30 protein-coding genes and 1 tRNA gene are annotated in these 22,691 nt (G+C 41.8%); 2 read left to right on the top strand and 29 right to left on the bottom strand.

All coding sequences use genetic code 11. The features are described from left to right. Window positions 1-7 precede the first annotated feature (7 nt). Entirely contained in the window at window positions 8-262 is a 255-nt protein-coding gene (locus C5Q96_RS06540) for a hypothetical protein (protein ID WP_106057577.1), read from the top strand. Window positions 263-673: 411 nt separating this feature from the next. On the opposite strand, the gene C5Q96_RS06550 is transcribed toward C5Q96_RS06540, so the two are convergent. From C5Q96_RS06550 to mscL, 10 genes are all read right to left on the bottom strand, one after another. Further along, entirely contained in the window at window positions 674-2,068 is a 1,395-nt protein-coding gene (locus C5Q96_RS06550) for an LPXTG cell wall anchor domain-containing protein (protein WP_106057579.1), read from the bottom strand. Window positions 2,069-2,432: 364 nt separating this feature from the next. Then, window positions 2,433-3,329: a glycosyltransferase family 2 protein gene (locus tag C5Q96_RS06555; protein WP_158696707.1), complete on the bottom strand. Its 897-nt coding sequence runs from the start codon at window positions 3,327-3,329 to the stop codon at window positions 2,433-2,435. Window positions 3,330-3,373: 44 nt separating this feature from the next. Beyond that, window positions 3,374-3,781 (bottom strand): GNAT family N-acetyltransferase, encoded by a 408-nt coding sequence (locus C5Q96_RS06560; protein WP_158696708.1) that lies wholly within the window; start codon window positions 3,779-3,781, stop codon window positions 3,374-3,376. Between the two features lie 104 nt (window positions 3,782-3,885). Next, window positions 3,886-4,410, bottom strand: a complete 525-nt coding sequence (locus C5Q96_RS06565) for a hypothetical protein (RefSeq protein WP_106057582.1) — start codon at window positions 4,408-4,410, stop codon at window positions 3,886-3,888. 126 nt (window positions 4,411-4,536) lie between these two features. Then, window positions 4,537-5,226 (bottom strand): uracil-DNA glycosylase, encoded by a 690-nt coding sequence (locus C5Q96_RS06570; protein ID WP_106057583.1) that lies wholly within the window; start codon window positions 5,224-5,226, stop codon window positions 4,537-4,539. A gap of 20 nt (window positions 5,227-5,246) precedes the next feature. Beyond that, a complete protein-coding gene (locus C5Q96_RS06575; RefSeq protein WP_106057584.1) occupies window positions 5,247-5,810 on the bottom strand; it encodes a phosphatase PAP2 family protein in 564 nt (187 codons plus the stop codon). Between the two features lie 24 nt (window positions 5,811-5,834). After that, window positions 5,835-7,010: an alanine racemase gene (gene alr / locus C5Q96_RS06580; protein WP_106057585.1), complete on the bottom strand. Its 1,176-nt coding sequence runs from the start codon at window positions 7,008-7,010 to the stop codon at window positions 5,835-5,837. Window positions 7,011-7,151: 141 nt separating this feature from the next. Next, the gene (locus tag C5Q96_RS06585; protein ID WP_106057586.1) at window positions 7,152-8,429 is read right to left on the bottom strand and encodes an adenylosuccinate synthase; all 1,278 of its coding nucleotides are present in this window, start codon (window positions 8,427-8,429) and stop codon (window positions 7,152-7,154) included. Between the two features lie 156 nt (window positions 8,430-8,585). Continuing rightward, the gene (locus C5Q96_RS06590; RefSeq protein WP_106057587.1) at window positions 8,586-9,956 is read right to left on the bottom strand and encodes an acetyl-CoA hydrolase/transferase family protein; all 1,371 of its coding nucleotides are present in this window, start codon (window positions 9,954-9,956) and stop codon (window positions 8,586-8,588) included. Between the two features lie 357 nt (window positions 9,957-10,313). After that, window positions 10,314-10,712: a large-conductance mechanosensitive channel protein MscL gene (mscL, locus tag C5Q96_RS06595; protein ID WP_106057588.1), complete on the bottom strand. Its 399-nt coding sequence runs from the start codon at window positions 10,710-10,712 to the stop codon at window positions 10,314-10,316. 335 nt (window positions 10,713-11,047) lie between these two features. Here mscL and C5Q96_RS06600 point away from each other — a divergent pair. Then, window positions 11,048-11,123 (top strand) — tRNA-Arg (locus C5Q96_RS06600). Between the two features lie 308 nt (window positions 11,124-11,431). On the opposite strand, the gene C5Q96_RS06605 is transcribed toward C5Q96_RS06600, so the two are convergent. The 19 genes from C5Q96_RS06605 to C5Q96_RS06695 form a co-directional block, all read right to left on the bottom strand. Continuing rightward, the gene (locus tag C5Q96_RS06605) at window positions 11,432-12,343 is read right to left on the bottom strand and encodes an SH3 domain-containing protein (protein WP_106057589.1); all 912 of its coding nucleotides are present in this window, start codon (window positions 12,341-12,343) and stop codon (window positions 11,432-11,434) included. Window positions 12,344-12,346: 3 nt separating this feature from the next. Then, on the bottom strand, window positions 12,347-12,688 hold the full coding sequence (locus C5Q96_RS06610) for a phage holin family protein (RefSeq protein ID WP_106057590.1): 342 nt from the start codon (window positions 12,686-12,688) through the stop codon (window positions 12,347-12,349). Window positions 12,689-12,741: 53 nt separating this feature from the next. Continuing rightward, entirely contained in the window at window positions 12,742-12,966 is a 225-nt protein-coding gene (locus C5Q96_RS06615; RefSeq protein WP_245905554.1) for a hypothetical protein, read from the bottom strand. Between the two features lie 11 nt (window positions 12,967-12,977). Beyond that, window positions 12,978-13,304, bottom strand: coding sequence for a hypothetical protein (locus C5Q96_RS06620; RefSeq protein ID WP_106057591.1), 327 nt, complete (start codon window positions 13,302-13,304; stop codon window positions 12,978-12,980). Then, complete coding sequence (locus C5Q96_RS06625; RefSeq protein WP_106057592.1) at window positions 13,304-13,723, bottom strand: hypothetical protein; 420 nt, start codon at window positions 13,721-13,723, stop codon at window positions 13,304-13,306. Before C5Q96_RS06625 ends, C5Q96_RS06620 begins: the two co-directional genes overlap by 1 nt. Window positions 13,724-13,732: 9 nt before the next feature. Next, entirely contained in the window at window positions 13,733-14,461 is a 729-nt protein-coding gene (locus C5Q96_RS06630; RefSeq protein ID WP_106057593.1) for a hypothetical protein, read from the bottom strand. A 12-nt stretch (window positions 14,462-14,473) separates the two neighbouring features. Then, window positions 14,474-15,661, bottom strand: a complete 1,188-nt coding sequence (locus C5Q96_RS06635; RefSeq protein ID WP_106057594.1) for a Gp37-like protein — start codon at window positions 15,659-15,661, stop codon at window positions 14,474-14,476. Continuing rightward, window positions 15,658-16,506: a phage distal tail protein gene (locus C5Q96_RS06640; RefSeq protein WP_106057595.1), complete on the bottom strand. Its 849-nt coding sequence runs from the start codon at window positions 16,504-16,506 to the stop codon at window positions 15,658-15,660. Before C5Q96_RS06640 ends, C5Q96_RS06635 begins: the two co-directional genes overlap by 4 nt. Beyond that, the gene (locus tag C5Q96_RS06645) at window positions 16,507-18,525 is read right to left on the bottom strand and encodes a phage tail protein (protein WP_106057596.1); all 2,019 of its coding nucleotides are present in this window, start codon (window positions 18,523-18,525) and stop codon (window positions 16,507-16,509) included. It lies immediately after the preceding gene. Then, on the bottom strand, window positions 18,526-18,807 hold the full coding sequence (locus C5Q96_RS06650; protein WP_245905555.1) for a DUF5361 domain-containing protein: 282 nt from the start codon (window positions 18,805-18,807) through the stop codon (window positions 18,526-18,528). A gap of 110 nt (window positions 18,808-18,917) precedes the next feature. Next, window positions 18,918-19,193, bottom strand: coding sequence for a hypothetical protein (locus tag C5Q96_RS06655; protein WP_106057598.1), 276 nt, complete (start codon window positions 19,191-19,193; stop codon window positions 18,918-18,920). An 11-nt stretch (window positions 19,194-19,204) separates the two neighbouring features. Beyond that, window positions 19,205-19,765 carry a phage tail tube protein gene (locus C5Q96_RS06660; protein WP_106057599.1) on the bottom strand — a complete coding sequence of 187 codons (561 nt, stop codon included), beginning with the start codon at window positions 19,763-19,765 and terminating at the stop codon, window positions 19,205-19,207. Between the two features lie 11 nt (window positions 19,766-19,776). Continuing rightward, window positions 19,777-20,124: a hypothetical protein gene (locus tag C5Q96_RS06665; RefSeq protein WP_245905556.1), complete on the bottom strand. Its 348-nt coding sequence runs from the start codon at window positions 20,122-20,124 to the stop codon at window positions 19,777-19,779. Then, window positions 20,124-20,357 carry a hypothetical protein gene (locus C5Q96_RS06670; protein ID WP_106057600.1) on the bottom strand — a complete coding sequence of 78 codons (234 nt, stop codon included), beginning with the start codon at window positions 20,355-20,357 and terminating at the stop codon, window positions 20,124-20,126. The genes C5Q96_RS06665 and C5Q96_RS06670 overlap by 1 nt, the downstream gene beginning before the upstream one ends. Further along, window positions 20,350-20,685 (bottom strand): hypothetical protein, encoded by a 336-nt coding sequence (locus C5Q96_RS06675; protein WP_106057601.1) that lies wholly within the window; start codon window positions 20,683-20,685, stop codon window positions 20,350-20,352. The genes C5Q96_RS06670 and C5Q96_RS06675 overlap by 8 nt, the downstream gene beginning before the upstream one ends. Then, the gene (locus tag C5Q96_RS06680) at window positions 20,675-21,067 is read right to left on the bottom strand and encodes a phage Gp19/Gp15/Gp42 family protein (RefSeq protein WP_106057602.1); all 393 of its coding nucleotides are present in this window, start codon (window positions 21,065-21,067) and stop codon (window positions 20,675-20,677) included. The genes C5Q96_RS06675 and C5Q96_RS06680 overlap by 11 nt, the downstream gene beginning before the upstream one ends. Window positions 21,068-21,069: 2 nt before the next feature. Continuing rightward, window positions 21,070-21,264, bottom strand: a complete 195-nt coding sequence (locus C5Q96_RS06685) for a hypothetical protein (RefSeq protein ID WP_106057603.1) — start codon at window positions 21,262-21,264, stop codon at window positions 21,070-21,072. Between the two features lie 4 nt (window positions 21,265-21,268). Further along, the gene (locus tag C5Q96_RS06690; protein ID WP_106057604.1) at window positions 21,269-22,150 is read right to left on the bottom strand and encodes a phage major capsid protein; all 882 of its coding nucleotides are present in this window, start codon (window positions 22,148-22,150) and stop codon (window positions 21,269-21,271) included. A gap of 6 nt (window positions 22,151-22,156) precedes the next feature. After that, a complete protein-coding gene (locus tag C5Q96_RS06695; protein WP_106057605.1) occupies window positions 22,157-22,624 on the bottom strand; it encodes a capsid assembly scaffolding protein Gp46 family protein in 468 nt (155 codons plus the stop codon). Between the last annotated feature and the right edge of the window lie 67 nt (window positions 22,625-22,691).

The following is a 22,691-nucleotide window of genomic DNA, read 5'->3' on the forward strand; positions in this document are numbered from 1 at the left end:
TGAAAAAATGAGTAAATTATATAAAAATATAATATATATCTATGAAGCTGTTTTCTTTATGGCTTATGGAATATATAACATGTTTGATGTATCCCCATTACATTCTGCTATTAAAACTGGATCTGCAATATCCATTATATTAGTCTTAATATATACATATAAAATGCTCGAGAAAGACGAGAAAGAAAAGAAAGCTGCTAACATGACGGTTATGTTTCTATCGTTAAATTTTATGATTACTGTAGGGTTAGGTATTCATTAAAGTTGCATTACTAGTTGATATCCATCTTGAAGTACGGGATGATTGATTGTCCTAGTTTTGATCTCTTGAGAATGCATTTTGTAAGAGCACTTCGGACAGAATTGGGGTGTAGATACACTTCCAAAAGTAACAATTTTCTTTAACCCTTGAATTTCGCAAGATAATAGCTCAAGGTCGTTGTCTTCTATGTGATGTTTACCCAAAAACATATTATGAGAAAGTGAAAAGCGAGGCAAGCGTAACATTGCCTCGCTTTCCATATACAATCTGCCCCGAAAACTAGCCTCGAAAAAACTTTGATTACCCAAAAAACATGATTGACGAGATTCTCTCATCAATCATGTTTTGTTTTCTCATATCATATCTGAAATTTTCAGATATCTATGCTTAAGCTATTTAGTTTCCTAAATATTACTGCTCTCTCTTCTTTCTAGCGAATAGCGCTACTCCAAGACCAATCACACTCATAAATAGTGTAGCTGCATATGCCAGGATAGTGTCAGCATCTCCAGTCTTTGGAACATTGTGCTTTCTTGCAGGTGTAGTCTTAACTGCTGGAGCCTGCTTAGACTGCGTAGTTGTAGTAGCTGATGCCTGAGGTACAGCTGGTGTTGTAGCAGATGGTGTAGATGGTGTAGATGGTGTTGTTGGTGTAGATGGCGTTGCTGGCACTGACGGAGTAGTCTGTGTTGTTACAGCCTTGTACACGTACACCTTGTCTCCATTTGCTTCCTCGCGAGTCGATGCAAGCTCATATCCAGCGATATTCTCACTGCCATGTATCCCAAACTTTGTAGGTTTTAACTCCGTTCCATCTTCTGTAACATAGTGCGTAAAATCTATACCTACGCGGATTATACGGTTTACAGCATTAGATGTTGTAATAGATTCGAGAGTACTTGTACCCCATCCAAATTGATTCTCGCTGCCAACCTGTGCGCTATCTGTTACTAGTGCCTTCACATCATTATAGATGACATCCGAAGTGTAATCCCTGTAATTTGAATCATTCATTCCATTCATAAAATTTAGATCAATATTGAATTTAGCATCCTTGCTACCATTTGAACCTACGGAATCAACGATTACCTGATTTGCCTTTAAAGCTGCATCTATCTTAACGATAGTCTCATATGGAGTTTCCTCCTTAACCTCTGCGGTTATACTCCAGTACCCAGAGCCTTCAAATAATGCAACTGACTCTGCATCGTCAATTCTCGTCTTAAACCTTGAATCTGCATCCTCAATAGGGAAATCAAGTAACACTCTAGTATAAAACACGTACATGCTACCTGGATCGATAATTATATTCTTCACAGTGTATTCAGTGTTATCGCTCTGATCAATCAGGATAGCTTCCTTAGCGTAATACATAGTATCATAATACGTCTGTGGATCCTGCGGATTTCCTTCTGTAGCGCTGTGCACAACATAGGTATCCAGATTTCTCCAGTCCTTAACCTTTACAGTATTTCCAGAATGCGAATCACTCGAGTCCACGGTTAGATCATAATCCTGTGTAAGCCTTCCCTTCCTTGCTCGCGACTCGAAAACCGATGTGTAATTGTCCTTGCCTGGGAATCTGTATCCGCTGGTAGTATTAGAAACAGTTGAGTTACCTAGACTAGTTGTTGCACCATCTGCAGGTTCAGTCGCCACGAAGTTATTTATTGCAGATTGCTCATTAGCTGTAACAGCATCATCTGCATACACATTAACAGCCAAAGAAGGTGCCATCATTAGAGACACACCTACGGCTGTTGCCTTTAACATTTTCCTCCTACGCTTGTTAATTCTCTTAGTCATTTTAATCTCCTTATGCGCCAATAGTTATGCGTTTAGTAGTTTATCGAGATTATACACTTTATTGGTGCACTTGTACAGCATTATTTTTAATACAATTATATTTTGCACTATCTTATTTTGTATTCACTTATATTTGTTCCACCTTTTATTATTATCGCCAATATTTCAAACTATCTGCTCCAAGTAGTGCATATTAATAGAATTCCTGCTATGATCTCTTGCTAGCACACCTCAATGAATATTAATTTATACTCGAAACCGTAGAACACTAAAAAACCTCCTCACTGGTCGTCCAGCAAGGAGGGTGCATATCACTATTAACTAATAGTGGGTCTATATCCATTTATCTATCTATGTTATGCATTTATATATTCGATTGATAGAAGTGAATCATCCGCTTCTTCATATCGTCTGATACCGGCAGCCTGTCTACTAGATAGTAATAGCCCACAAGCTTTCCATCAATAACCTTCTTGAGTCTCTCTAAGTATTCATCCCCAACCTTATCCTTAGGCACATACTTCACATTAGAGCTCCAGAACGACTGTATGAACAGCGCTGAAATCAGCAGATTAACCTCCTGATTCATATCAGGTGTGATGCTCTCAAATATGTGTGCAAACACCTTATCGAGCACCAGATGCTTCTCGTCACGCACAGTCATTATCGAAGACTCATTTGTCTGATTATAGTAGTATAGGGCATCGTCTATGTAGTATACAGAACCAGCTAAAGCTACCAATATCGGCCATAACGAGAGATCTTCGTAGTATGAGTGTTCTAGGTAGCGAACTTTGCCAAAAAGCTCTCTATCGTACATCGAAATTGTTCGGCATGGCAGTAGCCACATGGCGCTTCTTATGGAAACTTCCCCAGAGTGACGGCCTTTGTATGCTGGTGCATTTGTCTTGCCATCATACATTATGCAGTTAGCCTTGCATAGGCTGTACCCCTTCTCTATACCTGCGTATAGCTTTGAAATGTACTCTGGATCAACCCAGTCATCGACATCAACGAAGGATATATATTCACCCGATGTATTGTCGATTCCCAGATTTGCTGCGTGACCTAGGTCAGCAATCTCCGTAACAAGCAGCTTGATGCGGTCATCTCTCTCCATCCACGCTCTAATCATTTTCTCGGAGGCATCCGTGCTACCGTTGACGACGCACAGTATCTCAAGGTTTTGGTAATACTGATTAGTGATGGACTCTAGGCATTTATCTATATACTGCTCTCCGTTATATATCGGAATTATCACTGAAATTAGCGGCTTGATATCAGCACCTCCTTACAATCAATCGGTTATTCCCGGATCATCACCGTACGATAATCTGGGTCCATGTATTCATACCCGAAGGTTCTGAATACAGATTCGTATTTCTTGTTAGTCATTGCTAGGATTCTACTATCGTTAGGTGCTACGGCGATGAGATAATCATCAATCTCCTTGTAGAGCTGCATATCAGCACCACTATCTTCATACGCTGGATCTACCATGACATCGGTAATCAGGAAATACATTGCGCCATCTCCCGACACTCTACCAAACGCTACAAGCTCGCCATTTACATAAAGACCCACCATGAATAGGCCGTCCCGCAGCGCTTTGATGACTGTCTTCGGACTACGTTTACGCTCACCGCACTTATTCATTAATTTAATCAGCTCTGTGGGGAGCGTTCTATTTATACGAATCTCTGCCTTAATCATAGTAAAATCCCAATTATAGTAGTGAAGTATCATCAGAGGGCTATTAATCGACCCTCAAAATCTCATTATAAATCATTGATTAGATTGCTCATCTAATCCAGTTACTATTTAACCTTAAAAGCGTCTTCAACTACTTCTTCAGCTAATTCTTCAACCTCTTCATCTACTGCTGCTGCTCCAAGCTTCGCTGATTCTACTGCTGACTCAGCCTTCGCAGCTTCCTTAGCTACCTTTTCAGCCTCCTTCACTGCTTTAGCCTCTGCAGCCTTAGCTGCCTTATCAGCCTTTGCTTCTGCAGCCTTCGCTGCCTTCTCTGCTTTTTCTACTGCTAGCACCTCGAGTTCTTCCTGACTAAGGTAGTTATCAGGATTTAGCTTTCTAACCTCATGCAGAACTGCTGCTGCTGCAAATAGAAGAACAGCAAATACGATGTATGACAAGCTCTGATTTAGGATATAAGAAAGGGCATCTCCGAAGTGCTCTCCAATTGATGATCCATATGTCTTGAAGTAGTTTCTGAGGTATGTGATTGAATTGAAAATTGCATATAGCGCATATACAGAAACGATTCCTGTGCATACGTAAAGTCCAATAATAACCTTTGATGTCTTAAGCTTCTTGTTGTTCATGATTCCAACCTTTCCTTAAATGAAATTTATAAAATATTTATTAATTCTCTTGAAATATAACATACCCGTCCATATCATATCATGAATTCCGCGTGGTTGTTATGTGAATGCTAATCACAAACGATATCACTGCTCTATATCCCAATTAACCGCAGATATTCCGTGTCTCTCGAGGAAATCATTAGCACGAGAGAAGTATTTGCCTCCGAAAAACCCTCTGTACGCTGATAGCGGGCTCGGATGCACGCCGGCGATTACTAGGTGCTTTTTATTCGTGATAAGCTGCAGCTTAGACTTAGCGTTAGACCCCCACAAAATAAATACCAATGGTTTCTCTCGTTCATTTAATTTTCTTATAACCGCATCAGTCAGTTGTTCCCAGCCCTTTCCGCGGTGCGAATTAGCCTCGTGCTCTCTAACTGTGAGCGCTGTGTTGAGAAGCAAAACCCCAGACTGAGCCCAGGGAATTAGGCAGCCGTTATCAATCTCTGGCGGAGCAATCCCAAGGTCAGAATTTATCTCTTTAAAAATATTTACCAGAGACGGCGGTTGCTTAACGCCTTTCTTAACCGAGAAAGCCATACCGTGAGCTTGTCCTTTCTCATGATATGGATCCTGTCCGAGGAGCAGAACCTTTACATCGTCATACGGGGTGTATCTGAAAGCTGTAAATATCTCATCGCGCGGTGGAAATATTGTATGGTTCTCGTATTCTTCGTCGAGAAATCTCTCGAGCTCGCTATAGTACGGTTTCTCCATCTCTTCAGCGAGTATGGTATCCCACTCATTCCCGATTTTAAGTCCTTTTGCACCCATAATTTCTCCTATAGCAACAATTACTTTCTGCGATGCTTTGCTGGATGAAGCGCTTCCTGCCTTGCATCGTATACTTTATACACTAGCCACGCCATGAGCGAACCTATTATCGCTCCTGCAATTACATCTCCAGGATAGTGAACGCCTACATAGAGTCTCGAAAGCGCAATCAAGAGTGCTAGTAAAAGAGCCGGTATTCCGTACTTCTTAGGTCCGTTCAGATATATGCACATCGCAGCTGCAAACGAACTGGCCGAGTGACCTGACGGGAAAGATGCATCGTGTTGCTTGCCAATAAGCCTCTGAACACCGTCAAATACTTCATATGGTCTAGTCCTGCCTATTAAATCTTTAAGAAGCAGATTATTTACTAGGTACGTGAGTATAAGAGATGCAAACATCAGCAGCCCATATTTCCTAGTACGCTTAAAAAGCAGAAGTAGCACTGCAATCGCAATCCACATAATGCCAGCATCTCCGAGGTGAGTGAAGACCTTAACAACTGGTGTCAATGAGTCATGAACTGCAAGGTGTTGAAACTTTATGAGCAGCGAACCGTCGAAATTTCGAATAGTCTCTAACATTTAAAACTCCCATCTACTGTACTCTTAATTAGCTACATTTTCATCGCCATCTGTGTTATCAATATATATCTTATGTAATCTCATGCCGAAATCGCACAGAATCTCATAGTTGATAGTTCCAATTTTACCAGCAATCTCTTCAGCTGAGATTTCATCATCACCTGAGCGTCCCATGATCACGACCTCATCTCCTGCCGCTGCCCCTGGTACATCCGTCACATCTATCATGCACTGATCCATGCAAATGCTTCCTACGACCGGAACTCTATGACCATGCACAAGAACCTCTGCCTTGCCAGTGAGTGTCCTCGAATAACCATCCGCATAGCCGATAGAGATTGTGGCAATCTTGCTCTCTCTATCCGCTATAAACCTCCTGCCGTAACTGATTGAAGTTCCAGCTGGCACTGTTTTAATATGGATAATATATGCTTTTACAGACATAACTGGCTTTAGATCAAGTCTCGTCTTATCCACCTCTTCAGACGGATAGCATCCATAGAGGATTATCCCGGGTCTTACTGCGTCGAAATGAGTCTTTGGATAGTCCATAATCGCAGCGCTATTAGCTATACACAGCATCGGAACATTGATGCCGCAGCCTGCGAGTTCCTCATAGAAGTCGTTAAATAGCGAAAGTTGCTTGTTCGTGTACGTCGAATCAGCTTCATCAGAAGTCGCAAAGTGTGAAACCATACCGTTGATACGGAGACCCTCAAGCTCATCAATCTCCTCGATTTCAGTTCTCGCAAATTCCTTTTCCAGCGGAGTCTCTATCCTGTATCCGATTCTACCCATACCAGAGTCAATTGCGATGAAGCAGTCTATCACTGCACCTCTCTTAACCGCAATTTCGGACTTTTTCTTGGCTCTGTCTAGACTCCCTACGACAATCGTAAGGTTCTGCTCTATTATTATATCGGTGCAATCCTCTGGAACTAAACCGAGAATAAGTATGCTCTCGTTAAAACCAGCCTCGCGTAGCTCGAGTGCTTCCTCAATCGTGGCAACCGCAAAGCGTTTAACCCCATTATCACGAAGCACTTTCGCACAGCGCACACTTCCGTGCCCATACGCATCTGCCTTTACAACGCCTATTATCTCATTATTACCGATTACTCTTTTAATTTCTTTGATATTGTGGTCTAGCGCCGCTAGGTCGATTTCCACCCACGTCTGGCGCATTGATTCCTTATACATTTTTTACCCCTTTAAGTATTTAGTTCCTGACAGCTAGGCCGTCAGGAACTGTCTCTGTCAGTAGGTTATATTTTATAAATTGCATGATTTCATGCAAGCTGCAGGTTATCCCTTGCAAATTGTAAGTCATACCCTCGCAAATTACCTAATTATCAGTTCTTCGCGCGCTGGCCCGTTTGAAACCATGGATACACGAACTCCGATTTCCTTTTCAATCCTCTCGATGTAAGCCTTGCACTCACTTGGCAGATCATCGTAGTTCTTGATACCTCTTATATCAGTCTTCCAGCCTGGAAGCGTTTCATATACTGGCTTAGCCTTCTCGAGGAGCGGTGTGTTAGGAAAGTCCTTTGTCACCTCGCCATCGATCTCATAGCCTACACAGATTTTGAGCTCATCTAGGTATCCGAGAACATCTACAACTGTAACTGCAACCTCTGTGGCTCCCTGCATCATGCAGCCATATCTGGTAGCAACAGCATCAAACCAGCCGACTCTCCTAGGTCTGCCTGTAGTTACTCCAAATTCACCGCCATCTCCGCCGCGCCTACGAAGCTCATCTGCCTCATCTCCGAATAGTTCGCTTACGAAAGCTCCTGCTCCAACCGCAGAAGAGTAAGCCTTTACAACCGTAACTATCCTCTCAATTGCATATGGTGGAAGTCCAGCTCCAGTAGAACCGAAGCCTGCAAGTGTCGACGATGATGTTACCATCGGATAAATGCCGTGGTCAGTATCCTTAAGTGCTCCAAGCTGACCTTCTAATAAGATTTTTTTGCCCTCACGAAGCGCATCATTTAGCACCTGCGAAGTATGAGCAACGTATGGTCTCAGTATTTCAGCATATTCCATTAATTCCTCATAGATATCTTCTGGCTTAATCTGTGGTTTGTGATACAAGTTCTCGAACAGAACATTCTTGATAGTGCATACGTTCTCAATCCTCGCCATCAGGACTTCCTTGTCCGCATAGAGATCCGCAACCTGAAAACCGATTTTGGCATACTTATCGGAGAAGCACGGTGCGATTCCCGCCTTGGTCGAACCAAACGAGTGCCCCGCAAGTCTCTCCTCTTCATAAGCGTCAAACGCCATATGATATGACATTACTAGTTGTGCTCTATCTGAAATGATAATTTTGCCATGCGGAACGCCCGCTTCCTCAATGGACGCAAGTTCTTCGATGAACTTCTTGGCGTTGACAGCCACTCCATTTCCGAGAACACTTACAGCTTCTTTGTTAAAAATGCCTGATGGCATGAGGTGAAGCCCGAATTTACCAAACTCATTCTTGATAGTGTGACCAGCGTTACTTCCGCCCTGAAATCTCACGATATAATCGGATTCCTGTGCGAGTACGTCTGTGATCTTACCCTTACCTTCATCGCCCCAATTAGCACCTACAACTGCTGTGATCATAAAAACCTCCTTGTGCATTGCGCCACCGCGCCTCTGCCACGACTTTATGACCCCGTCGATTCGCATCGCAAACCGACCTTCTGTAAAGCCTTGCTATAAATCCCTTCCCCAGCACTAATAGTACTTGAGGATTATTAAATATGAATTAAATATACCTTAAATATATTCAATCTTACTTGTATTACGCCAGATTCCCATCTTCTCGGCTTCCTGAATCAGGTCTTCCCTAAAATCAGGATGTGCCACGCTGATGAGACTCTCGGCTCTCTGCCATGTCGACTTACCCTTTAGATTAACTGCACCGTACTCTGTCACTACATAATGAGTTGCCGTCCTAGGCGTAGTGATAATTGACCCTCTCGGCAGCGTAGGGTGAATGAGAGATACAACCTCACCGTTAGGCTTCGTCCTCGTCGAATGCGTGCACATGAAGCTCTTACCATTCTTGGATAAGAAAGCCCCTAGCACAAAATCTAGCTGTCCGCCAGTTCCCGTAAGCTGCCTAAAGCCTGAGCTCTCTGAACAAACCTGCCCATACAAATCGACCCCAACGCAGCTATTAATCGAGATGAAGTTATCTATCTGTGAAATGGTGTGCACGCTATTGACGTAATCAACAGGTGCCGCGCAGCAGATAGGGTTGTCATCGATAAAATCGTATAGTGCCTTACTGCCGACTGCTGCCGTATATACGGTCAGTCCCTTATCAACCTTCTTCTTGTTGGTCAGCTTACCAGCGTAATAGAGATTCATAAATGAATCTACGATTACCTCGCTGTGACCACCGAGATCGCGTATGTCGGACTCTGCAAGCAGACCACCTATAGCATTTGGCACGGCTCCAATACCGAGCTGCAGCGTACTTTCATTTCTAATTCGGTCTACTATCGACTCAGCAATCCTTCTATCTTCAGGGCTAGCCGGTGCCGCCTTGAACTCCGCGAGTTCTGGACTCTCTCCCTCGATTATATAGTTTACATCGGATATATTGATGTGCGACTCATATCCGAGCGCAATCGGCATCTTCTCATTAACCTCAACGATGACAATCTTAGAATTTCTGATAATTCCGAGAAGGTCAGCATTAGTAGGTCCAAAATTAAAGTTACCATACCTATCCATCGGTGCAACCTGAATGCAGCAGATATCGAATCCGTTGCCCTCTTGCCCCCAATATAATGGTTCTTCATTGAATAGAATCGGTACATACCAGCAGTTGCCTGCATCTGCCATCATCCTGTCCATAGCGGTATAATGAGATGAATAAAATCTAACTGTGTTTACGTCCCTCGTCGCCTTGAAAGTCTCTAGTAGATCATTTCTCACAGCAACTTCAGTCTGAATCTCTAATCCGCGAAGGAGTGTATCGGTCTTGAGGCGCTTGCCAAGGGCTCTGTCCATGTAAATGGAGCTCCCTGTTCCCACGCCGAAGTGCAGCCTATAGTTGCTTTTAACAAGGCTGGCAGCGAAATCTGCATCGATTAACTTAGTCTTGTATTCACTCTGCACTTGACTGATATCGTACATAGTTGTCCCTCCGTTTTCCTAAATTGTCACTATTTACCGCAAACTTTTTTGTGGCAAAAGGACAAAGTTATTTTAGCCCATTTATGGCTTTTTTTCAAGCATTTAAGCCTCTTCAAGTCTCTTCAAATCTTAATATTTGCTTATCTTTCAGTGTTGAATTCTAGTAATTTTTGTCAATCAGTGGCAGATGACGCACCATGAATCATAGCGGATTCTCGAGTATTGCCGCACTAGAAAAGGACATGGTGTGTGGTCCCATGTCCTTCGCTTTTGATTGATTTGACTTTGTAAAATCCTTTATAGACCTAGCCACTCGCTACCATAACGACGGGTGAATACCGTATCTATATACCAGAACTAGTCGCGCTTAGACAGAAGATCTCTTATCTCTGTCAGGAGTTCAACCTCTGGCGTTGGCGCTGGCTCTTCCTCAACTGGCTCCTCTGCCTGCTTTCTCTTAGCCTTGCTTAGCGCTTTGATGATGATGAACACGGTTAGCGCGATGAGTAGGAAGTTGATGATTGCCTGGATGAATACACCATAGTTAATAGCGGCGCTTCCAACTGTAACCTTTAGTCCTGAGAAATCAATTCCTCCGATAATTACACCTACGATTGGCATGATAATATTATTAACAAGCGAGGTAACGATTGCTGTGAATGCAGAACCGATGATGATACCTACCGCCATGTCTAGCACGTTTCCACGAGCGATGAATGCCTTAAACTCTGCGATAAATCCCTTTGTCTCTTTCATTTTACCCTTTTGCGCCTTTCAATATTGAACTTATATAACACTTATTGAGACTATGTTGTGCACAAATAATTTGAAACAACATTTCACTACATAATGAATTACACTAAAAATGGCTTCAGGTCAAGCATTTTTGGCAAATTAATTGAAAAAAATTTAATTGCACGTCAATCGCTCCTATTCTCATCGGTTCCCCCTTTATACTCTTATAGCTTGTACTAAATGCTATTCAGTGATATTATAATTAAGCTTGCATTTGACGCTGATGATTGTAGTTAATCAGAGATTTATCCGGGATTACGTTCACAGGAGGCGTCATCCGCAAGCGCCCAACCCATGTCTCGATAGCTCAGGGGACAGAGCACCGCTCTCCTAAAGCGGGTGTCGGAGGTTCGAATCCTCTTCGGGACACCACCTCAAAACACTGCAATTCTACTGGGTTGCGGTGTTTTTCTTTTTTGCTGACGCAGTGTCTATTGTCAATATTTACCGATATTTATCGTTATTGGTGTGTTACAAAGCGTGTTACAAATTGTGTAAAATCGATTTTATAGTTTATAACTGTTTATGCAATTTCATGCATATAAATAGTATGATAAATAAAAAAAGAGAGGGATATACCCTCTCAATCTTATAACATCATCCAGCCTATAACGTCTAGCATGGCAACGTAATGCCCTTCGCTAAAGAATACACCTATATCTTGGAATATCGACATTGCCTTACCCTCTTCTGCAGTAGCCCAGGTGTACCCAGCCACCTGCGCCCTTTGAATAACCCCAATCGCCGCTAACCTTGAGGATGCGGAGTGGAGTGCCATTCTTTAAAAAATTAACTCGCCTATACCCTGTACCTGGTCCCGACCTTACGTTTAGTCCGCCAGCTGCATTCACGTGATACATTCCTAACGGACGTCCCGAGCTACTTACTGCAGGTGCACTTGCTGTTCCTGATTGCGGTCTTAAGAAGTCCATACACAGCCAACCGCCAGCACCTGAGCTATACCCGAAGTTGTTTTCAATCTTGAGCACTCGAATAGGTGTGCCTGCTGGATATGTACGTATTACAGGAAAGCCTGTGCCCGCACCACTTCTACAATTGAGAGGTGCGGTTACTGTGTACAGTCCTAGCCCCTTATTACTTACTTGTGGCGCTGGGGCTGGAGCTGGTGCGGGAGTTGAAGGAGCTGATGCACCATCATATGTTGGTCGGAATATCTTACGGATGTTCTTGGCTGACCTCGTCCTGATAGCGACCCTGCTGCCGCTGGTATTACCCTCTATTGTGGTAAATGTTCCATTGCCATTATTGGCAATAAGAAAGCCTATATGGTCTCGTGAGCCACGGCCACTGTTGTTACCTTCACCACTCCAACAGAATATGATTACATCTCCTGGCTGTGCCTCGCTCATCTTGACCCACTTATAATGTGAGTCCATCCAGCTTTCTGCTGCTGGAACATACGCAGTTTTCTGAAAATTCACCCCACAGTGTTGCAACACATATGATACAAAGACATTGCACCATGCCCAGGCACGATACTTTTGTGAGCCATAGTACCAGTCACTAAATCTTGCAGAGCTTTCGCCTAAAAACTGCCTAGCATAATTAATTACCTGATTACCTGTTGCCATAGCTTATCCCTCCGCATTCTCTAGCGGTGCATCGACTGGATCTAATTCCTCATGCAGTTCTGCGCTACTCATTTTGTTGAATTCACCGCCTACTTTTGGATTACTTATAAACTGCTTAAACGCTTGGTGTAAGCCAGTAGAGGCTAGCCCTGTTAATCCGCCTCGCACAATAGATTCAAAGTTAATGCCCAAGCAGATAACTCCACATATAGCGCCTATGACGAATAGCACTGTTGGGATTATCTTGTTATCTGCTGGCATGTAATTCTTCATCAGGTAGCCAATACACAGGCAGAACACGAGCACCATTGGGATAAACAGTTTTGAAATAAAATCTAGATTCATTTTGTCCTCCTTTCAGACAATTAAAATGCCGAGCTTTCGCCCGGCTAACCAACTTATTTATTTTTTTCTAAATCATCAATGCGATGATTAATAACTCTGAGCTTTTCCTCGATTACAGGAATTCTCGAAGCAAAGTCGTTATGCTTCCTAACCTCTTCCGTCAGCTTGTCTATCTTGTAATCAGTTAAGCAGCTCGATTTGCGAATACCATACAGCGAGCCCCCGCCCGCTCCAAGTGCCGATACGCAAGCTACTACAATGCTTGTCCAGTCTAACAATTTGATTCCTCCTAGTTCTGATGAATGTATGCGTTGCGCTGTTCACCCCAGTTTTGTTGTATAAAAGTATATTCATGTCCTTTTATTACAGCGAAACAAGTAGAGCCATATTGCTGGTAATTTGCAATAGTGCACATTCCAACATATTCATTTTCTGTCATATCTTTGCAGAACAAATAAGCACCTGCAGCAGTGGCTCTTCCGTTGCAGGTGACAATTCCATCATGTGGAGCTGTCCATATTCCCGTTAAAGAAATGCTTTCTTTAATGTTGTGTTTTTCCTCAAGCCTCTTCAGACGATTCTTTACTTCTAACATAAACTTGTTGAGAGATATCATTATGCGACACCTCCCATCTTTATTAATTTTGCAAATCGCTTGAAAGCCTTGAATTTAAAGAGCTTTACCCCCCCCATATAGGAGATAACAACCTTAACTTTACAATTGTTCCATTCGGCACCTGATACAAGCTCAAGATTCCCAGATCTAACAATTGTAGCTAGCCCCCACTCGATATATCCTCCGCTACCATAGTTAAGCATTGGATACGATAGAGGCAGCGTATAATTCGCGTACCGAACTGCTCCGCTAATCGAAACTATTTTGTCCACTTCGATACCGATGCTGCCTAGAGGATTTATTCCCTTCTTGACATTGAGATTCTTAGTTATAACCTTTGTCCTGATGCCAGTGTCCGCCGCATCAATACTCTTAAATTTATCCATGATGGCTGTGAGCGTGTTATTAAGACTTATCATATCTACCTCCTATACTCTTATGCTTGTTCCGAAATATGCAACTAATTCTGACTCTACTGCGGGATTGTTGATATATATGTCTTTCATGTTGATGTTTGAATTTACTATGTCAACTCTTAGCTTTTCAATTTTGTTCTGCAAATTTCCAGCCGCAGTATTGTTAACTGCTGACTCCAGCAACGAAACATACTGTGTCGTTATCGACTCTAGATTCATCGGTGTTGGGAACGCTGGAATAACCATTCCACATAAATCTCTATCCTGCCTTGTATCAACAATGTTAGCATTGGTTATCTCTGTCGCTCCTGGCATAACGTATATGTCAGCAAGTGCAATCTCGTAGTAGTTTGATTCTCTCACAAGTTCAGGAGCCGTTGGAGTCGTAGATGATACACCCTCCTTCTTATAAATCTCAATGCTTCTTACACTATCAGAATCATCCATCCTTGCAACAATTCTATCTATCCTCTTTAGTGAGGTATGTGCAGCACTGATAGAGATAATCCTTTTGTTTTGCTCATATCCTCTTGTTCCTTCGATATGACAGCCTCCAGGCATTACACTTACTGTCATTCCTCCGTTTGCTACAACCTGCAAGTTGCTACCATCTGCACTTGTCATAAATACACCATTACTCCAGCACATTTTATTAAATGTGCGCTCCATCCTATGGTCGATTGCTCTATCCCCATATGGATCAGATGGCGTGGTTTTTGAGATAAATGGATAACTTATCATATGCCCTCCTTCCTATATGTTGACTGGAATATACTTAGCTTTTCTAGGAGTACCAAATGTAATCTTTAATTCCAGTCTGTTTTTGCTATACGTTTCGTTAACTTCTACAATTCGAGCTTTAAATGTCTGCTCAATTTCATCAAAAGAGATACTGCATAAATCACCGATATCATAATCATCTAGATAATAAATATTATTCTGAATGATATCAGCCACTATAGTTTCTTGCTTATAATGATTAAGCATGTCAACTTTAGCCTGCTGTCGCATTTGTTCTCTTATCTGCGCTTCGTTCGCAGGCTTAAGTTCGATTCCAGATACATTACCCTCAATTACCTTCTTAGGGTAGTAATCTACATCTATTGGTCTGTTATTCTCATCAATATAGAATTCGGTAATTCTTCCTCTGCTATTTCCACCTTCATCTGTAATTATTGATTCATTTGAGAATCCGGTTGTCTCCATAGTTTGAAGTATTTGATAATACGGAAAAGCATCGCTATCGTCATATTGATATTCAACTCTTGATACATTTTCATAGCCTTTACCAAAGATAATTTTATCGCTTAAATCTCGTCCTACTTTAGGTCCGATGAGATAAGTGAAGTGCGGTTCATCTGGATTCTTTAGCCACTTGTCTAGTTCAGATGCGAGTGGCCACTTCCTGATTTCAATTATCGGAGACATGTTGTGTAGCAATAAGTAATTGCGTAGAGCTTCCCCTATGTTGTCACCCTGCTTTATAGAAAGGTCGACTTCATCTGGCCAAGGACTTCCGTCTGCCGGGTGAATACCTCCAAGAAATGATGGTCTAGGTTGATGTGTTAACCCAATTACATTGTTGGCTAGAACGTGTGCATCTATTTCGAGGCTCACCCAGAATTCCCACTCTGTATGATCTGCTGCTTTTGCAAATGCGTTGCTGTCTTCTCTAGCTTGTACAAGGTCTAGTAGTTTTTCTAAAAAATACCCTTTTATGGTAACAAAGGTTCCCTCTATTTTTTCTTCAATAACAGTCTTTTTTACAATGCCAGTTTCTGGACGACCATCTATATTTACATATTTAATTTTGTCATTCCATTCACTTGCAATGGTATATATCGTAAAATCTCCAGCTTCATTCCACTTTCTATTCCATGTGATTTCGATAAACTCAATTGGCTCCAGTGGATTCATAGCTTTGTCATAAAAGTTGATCATATGCCATCATACCTTCCTGTATATGTGATTTTAGACTTAAATGCTGTACCACTCGGTGATGTTATAGATATCAAATTTGCACCTGGTACAAGCTTCAATTTTCTATAGTCCACAGGACTCTTTATCATCTCACCATTTAGTGTTGCGTATGCTTTGGAACCATCAATGCTTACGATATCTCCCTTTTTCAAAGTTACTTCCGCAACACATGTTACATCTCCAACTTTTACAACTAAGTCTTTTACATAACCATCTGCTATGATTTTAATAACAGGATTTGTTTTTGCAGTTCCCTCGTATTCTATCAATACACTATCTGATCTATCTTCGGTTGAGTACAACATTTTCTTACCTGATGTGTAAGCTCTTGTAACTGACCATCTTGCTGTTACACTAGATAAGTTCGATTGCTCTTCTCCAACGGCAAAAAGTTCGCCATAAGGCGATAGATAGGATACTTTTAGCGATGCATTTTTTCGGTACCTTTCTGTTGGGAATGTCAGTCCTTTAATTGCACATCCTTTTGCTATTTTGACATCTCCCATGTATGTTATTTCAACATCATAGGTAAATGCAGGGTTGTGAAAGAACAGTGCCGCTCTGCGCAGTTCTCGATAATCTCCATCATCATAATTTCTAGGAACTGTGGCAACTTCTATCGTTCTAGATCCTTTACGTCGCCCAGTTATTAAATCACCATCACCGATTCCTTTAGCCTCGGTAAATACTTCAATTTGAGGAAACTCTGCTCCCTCAAGCGATGTCATCATCCAATCATCATTTTCATAATTAAATGTTAAGCCATCACTACGGATGGCTCTAACACAATATCCTTTATTCCTCATTTATATATAATCCCCCGCAAATGCATACTTAGCTGTATTCTTTATAGCTTCTGCCGTCTCTCCAGGAGTCTTCACAGGCTGGTAAATGTTGATGTTCTGCACAACATTTCCTGTTTGATTTGCAGCATTATTCTGTGTTGCTCCGCTCCAGCTAATCTGCGCATTACGTACAAGATTTGGATTAAATGAAGCTGTCATACTCTTTGCAGTATCATCCATAACACTACTTAATATTCCTGAATTTTTGGTTACTCCAACAGCTATACCTGCAGGAATCCATCTTCCAACCTCTGCAGCAAATACTCTTGATGGAGAATTAATCCCCAGCACCTTTTTAGCTGCTGAAAGCGCCTTCGAGGCAAGATTCTTCATCGAGGAAAATAATTTACCAGCTGCGCCAGCAATACCTCTTATTATCCCAGATATGATGTGTGTGCCAACGCTTCCCCAGCTTACGGCTCTAAATGCGCTAAGCATTCTTGATGCAGCACTCTTTGCACTACTCCACATACGACTTGCAAGACTTACAAGTCCCGATATTACAGCAACAACAATACGACCGCCAATACTAGTAATTACTCCCCAAGCGGATCTAAAACCTTGAATCAAGTGTACAATTGCTGTTGCACCTGCATTAAACAGCACTGTAGGTAAGTTGATAAATGCGTTAACTATTGTTACACATAAACTTTGCGCTGCACTAAACAGCGAGCCAATTCCACTTCTTAATGCTCCTGCTATGCCACTTATCATAGTTGAGCCTAGACTCATCCAATTGAATGCTGTAAACGCATTCCACATTGCCCTCAATATTTGAGGTATATTTGCTATCAATGTAGGGATTGCATTAATTAACCCCTTGACTAACGTAATGATAATTTTCCCACCAGTTATCATTATCTTCGGAGCATTATCATTTATAAGGCCCGCAATATTGGTTATTATCTGTGGGATTTTTTGTATCATCACAGGCATAGAATTTGCCCATCCCTGTGCTAGTTTCAAGAGCATTTCCATACCAGCGCTAACAAACTTTCCAGCATTTTTTCTTAAGCTTGCTGTGAATTGGGTAACCATAGTTAATCCCTTTGATATAAGTCCTGGCATGCTTGCCCCAAGGCTATTACCTATCTTACTGAACATCTGCGGAAATGTAGTACCAATTACATTTACAAGTCCCTTCGCGATATTCCCTAATGCTGGCAATAGATTACTGAGGAATGTGCCTGTTGATGTAACAAGGTTCTCCATTGACTTGCTTACATCTCTACCTAGCGTCAAGTTGCCTAAAAAATCTTTAGCAGCCGACTTCATCATGTTGAAGGAACCAGATATTGTACTTGCAGCTTCTTTAGCTGTTGTTCCAGTTATCCCCATCTGCGTTTGAATAGCATGAATAGCTTGAGTTACATCTGAGAAACTGCTGATATCGTACTTCTTACCGGTGAGCTTTTCAGCATCATTTAAAAGCCTCTGCATCTCACCTTTAGTGCCCCCATAACCTAATTTAAGGTTATCAAGCATCTGGTACTGTCCACGTGCCAATGACTGATATGTCTGAGTAACCATGCTGAGATCAGTTCCCATTTTATTTGCATTGTCAGACATATCTGTAATTGCCTGGTTTGATAGTTTGGCAGCTTTCTTGGTATTTCCTCCCAAGGAGCTAATCATAGCTGCAGAAAACGATGTAACATTTTCCATGTATTCATTTCCTGACATCCCAGCAGTTCTATATGCTTCTGCCGCATACTTCTTCACTCGGCCAGCAGACCCTTTAAATAGTGTTTCTACACCGCCTAGCGACTGTTCTAGTTTCGCTCCCTCGAATATCGCAGTTTTTAATACTTTTCCAATTCCAGCGGCAATTATCGCTGCTTTTATCTTGCTTCCTAATCCTTTTCCAAGCGATGTGCCAGCACTATCCATATCGCCGCCCATCGACTTTTTAAGCATCCCTCCAATGCCTTTTGCGGACGGGATAACCTGCACATATGCTTTTCCTAATTCTGTTGCCATTTACTTATCCCTCCTGAATCTTTCCCTTGCTGCCTCAAACTCCTCTGCAGAGTCAAATATAAGCGTTTCGTGAGTATTTATCTTTTCACTAGCAAATTCACTCACCATGTTGGCTGATATTCTTGCAGGGCGATTTCTTCCCTTTTCTCCGTCCTCTGTGCGAGACCACAACAGCAGATTTACAATGTCAAATATCGACGCTAATAAAAAAGTATCGGGAGATACCACTAGTCCCGATACTTTGGTTTTTATTCTGCTTGAGTCTTTTAATCCGGCTGCCAACTTAGCTACAAGTCTTGCCGGGAGAGCACGATAATCATATATATGATAAGTCTCTACAAAGTCACATATTAATGCATCCTCATCAACATTAATGAAGCTAGCAAGGCAGATTAGTTTTTTAGCTCTTGTGATAACGTGAATATTTCACCTAGTTCTTTTTCGATTAGTCCGCTAGGAACCATGCCCTCATCCGTCCTAACATGATCATACAGTCTCTTTTTATCCTCCTTACCCAACAGCAATCTGATAACAGTAGATATCTGCAATGGATCATCTTCGAGTTCTGCAAGTGCATCAATTAGTTCCATGTTATCCAGGCGTTCTACTTCAATGTTGAAAACAAAACCACTTTCAGTTTCACCGCTAACATATTTCTTTTCTGCCATGACTTACCTCCTTACGCCTTCTCGATATATTCGTAATGTGTGTTTTCAGAGCCATCAGGCTTTGCCGTAATGGTTAGTTCATATCCGATTACTGCATCATCCTTGTACTCAACTTCACCTACTTCAGAAATCGTTCCAGCAGGTACTACAATGCGCTTGATATAGCCTCCCTTAAGTACCGTTTCAATAACATAGATTGCATCTTCTGTTTCAGATGAGTTTGATTTAATCACTACTTTATCATCTAATGTTCCTGTTACATTCTTGCTACCAAATGCAGTTTTCAGTACTTCTACATTAAGTGCCTCAATGAGTGTTACTTCAAACTTATCAGTCTTCTCCTTAAGCAGAGATGCTACGGTATTTCCACCCCAAGCTTTAACATCATCTGTATCTAGCTTGTTCTCGTTTTTAACACCATCATCACTAATATATCCAAGTGACTTAAACGCTGCATTAAGTGCTGTTTTTGCATCACTTGGAATCGGTGTTCCTACTGGCGCTCTCCAGATAGCTCCACCAACTTTTGGCTTTCCCGCAGTAACATATGCTGCATTTACATTTGTTGCCATTTGTATTCCTCCTAATTGTAATAAGTAATATCGTATACTGACTGAAATCTATATCTCTTAGTCGTTAAATCGGTGAAATTATAATCTGAATTGAGTTCAACTTTAGTTGCAACACTATCAGGTCCTGCCATCTTATACATGGCTTCCTTCACCTTTTCATTCAGCTCTGCAGCTTCATGTCGTGTCTTGCCATATGCTTGTACAGCAAATGTTGCAGAGTTCAGCCCTATAGATTCAGTCCCTCCTGTTTTTTCAACTAAAACAAACTTATCTCCTGCGCCTTTAGGTTCTTCAAGGTGAACCTCAATGCCAGACAAATTCCTTTTTATCCATTCAAAAACTGTTAACTCAATCATCATTAACCTCTCATAGCTTTAAGAAGTGTATTGTTTTTCGAGTTATCTTTCCGTGCTTTAATGGTTTTTGCATGTACAGATGCATTTACACGATTTTTTCCAACATGCGTAGTCATTTCATAACCATCACCACACCTATTTTGGATTCTTTTTGCGTGTTTACTACACTCTGCCATAAGCTCATCAGACCTCAATAACTCTCTTACACCACTTCTGTTTAGCTGAAACTTAGTCATAACATTCCACCTGCACTTGTTTATTCCACGATAGTGGAAGCATTTCTTCTATCCCTTCGATAGGTTCACCAACAACCTTGAATTTCTTTCCAAAAAATTCAACAAGGCAATCCGTCCAGGTGTGTGTATCACCTTTTGGGATTGCTAGTTTATAGATAACCTTATCGCTCATAATTGATCTTTCTGTTGTGATATCATCAGATGTTACCGGTGCAACAAGCACATTCTCAACGTTGACAGCATGCTCTTCATATATGTCTGTATCAAATTTATCTTTACCTGTAACAACCTTTTCATATAGTGTTACGGTAATTCCTTTAATCTCCATATATGTCAATCACTCCTAATCTCTGTCTTTTTAGTCCTAGCCTAGACAGCTCTGCATCTTTAATAAACAGACCACCGCCAGGGACTAAATATGTGCCAGATGTTGTGTATCCCATCGCCGATTGAGAGAATTGTGTCATTGGTTCATTTTTTGTAGATGATAGTAGCATTCTTGTTATTACATCTACTGTCACCGACTTGGCAATGCTCCCTAGAATTGGTGACGCTTCAATCATCTTGTCCAAATCTTTTCCAGTTAAACTCGCTTCATGTCTAAGCGTGTCACAAACAATAGGCAGGAGCGCTTCTGCACGCTCCTGCTCGTTCGGTAACAATTTTCGCCACATCTTGTTGATATCTTCAAGAGTTGCGTAGTTGCTCATTTCTAAGCCTTCTTTCCGCCCTTTTTGTTAGGCTCATCAGCTTCATCATCTTCAGTTTCAGCCTCTTCAGAATCCTCAGTTTCAGCCTCTTCAGCAGCTTCTCTAGCTTCTGCTTCATCTGCATCTTCCCAGTATTCTCCGCTGATTGGTGCATCGACTTCAATAACTTCTCCACTTATTGTATTTCTGTATCTCATGTTACTAGTCCTTCTTAATAATCTTAGCAAACGCGGATGGATCTAGGATTCCCCAGCCGATATAAGTCTCAGCTCTGAGGTACACCTGGTTGTACGCCTTGAGGTCCTTTCCTGTCTGATCTGGATCACCGTAAGGGATAACTTCTAGTGGAATATCCTTAGCAAATCCCCACTTAAACCCATTTGCAAAATCTCCTACGTATCCAACAGCCTTGTTTGCAAATGAAACCGTGCTGTTTACATCACACGCAGTGCCACCAAGAGCACCAGGGCTAGCACCGAATCTAAACTCTGGATACTGTGGCACTCCATTTATCTTAATCTTTGCAAGCTCACTTCCAAATGTCTTTGATAGAGCAAATCCTGTTACATCGTACTCGCCGATTGCTGCCGCTGCCGTTTCAAGCACGGCCTCTTCAGTTCCAGCTATATAATCTACCTTTGTAACACCTGTTGCAGTATCAAAGCTCTTTGTCCCGATTAGCGTAGATACCTGCTTATCTCTAGGATTAACTCCATGCATTGCCATGATGTCAAGGCCACGTGCAATCTTCTTGGAATAACCGTCGTTAAACGCAGTTAGGATATCGAGCTGCTTCTCCTCTGATGCATACATGAATTCATCAGATACTCTAGCTCCGTACTCAACCTTAAGCGGTACAATCTTAACAGGTTCAGCTTTAATGCCACCTGCGCCCTTCTTGCCACCTTCTCCAACGAGATTTACTTCGCTATCCATCGAGAATGTGAAGATGTCACTTCCTGTAAATGCTACTGGAATCTGCCCCGATAGCTGAGCAAGTGTTGAGTGTCCCTTTACTTTGTTAAATAGATCTGCTACCACCTCTGGTGCAAACATTGTTCCCATCTGTAGTGTTTCTGCCATTGTTTCTTATTCCTTTCTTAAATTACCTAGCATTGATTTTAGTGCAGCCTTTTTCATATCACCGCCTGATGGTTCTGTATCCCTCAATGGCGGTGTTTTTGGCTTACCTAAAAAAGATTTAAAAGTTTCTGCATCCTTTCGCAAAGCATCTTCATCATCACCTGATAACTTACCTGCAAGCTCATATGGAATACCTGCCTCGTGCGCAACTCTAATCTTCATGTCGTTCTTTTCATAAACGCTGATTCGATTGTGCAACTCTGCAAGTTCCTTTTCGTGTCCGGACTGCTTTTCAGTAAATTCTTCAATCTGCTTTGTCTGAGTTGCGATAGTTTCCTCAAGAGTAGCGTTATTTGATTTAATTTCGTCATAATCACTATACTTCTGAGCAAACTTCTGTTCTGCTCGATTCAATCTCTCTCTGATTGCTGCATCGAACTCATCCTGTGTTGTGATCGGTGTAAAATCACTCATGTTCCACCTTACCTTTCTACCACTTACCAGGTGGTTCCCGTAAATATCTAAAAAGCAGCCTCTTCAG

Origin of the sequence: Mogibacterium diversum (assembly GCF_002998925.1) — a bacterium.
Lineage (GTDB): Bacteria > Bacillota > Clostridia > Peptostreptococcales > Anaerovoracaceae > Mogibacterium > Mogibacterium diversum.